The organism is Vallitalea maricola, assembly GCF_036985595.1.
Lineage (GTDB): Bacteria > Bacillota > Clostridia > Lachnospirales > Vallitaleaceae > Vallitalea > Vallitalea maricola.
On the sequence record NZ_BTPU01000107.1, the window covers coordinates 1 to 283 of the forward strand.

1 protein-coding gene is annotated in these 283 nt (G+C 27.6%); it reads left to right on the top strand.

The window, feature by feature from the left end; all coding sequences use genetic code 11:
- Positions 1-270: PDC sensor domain-containing protein (locus AACQ14_RS22980; RefSeq protein WP_339365888.1), on the top strand; the 270-nt coding region annotated here is incomplete at its 5' end.
- Positions 271-283: the final 13 nt, after the last annotated feature.

The window sequence follows — 283 nt, forward strand, 5'->3', positions numbered from 1 at the left end:
ATCAGCGATTATGATATCTATAAAAGACCTTGGAGAGAACAAGCTGCCGGTTCCGATGAAGTTATATTAACAGATCCTTATATAGAATATGGTACTTCCATAAAGGTTATATCTATTATTAAAGCATTGAAACAAGATAATAGAATAATTGGTTATGTTGGCATAGATATCAAATTAGATAACATATTCACTATAATGGAAGATTACATTGTAGGGGAAAAAGGGATGAATTTCTTAATAAATAAGGATTATGAATATATGAATTCATAATCCTTATTTATTA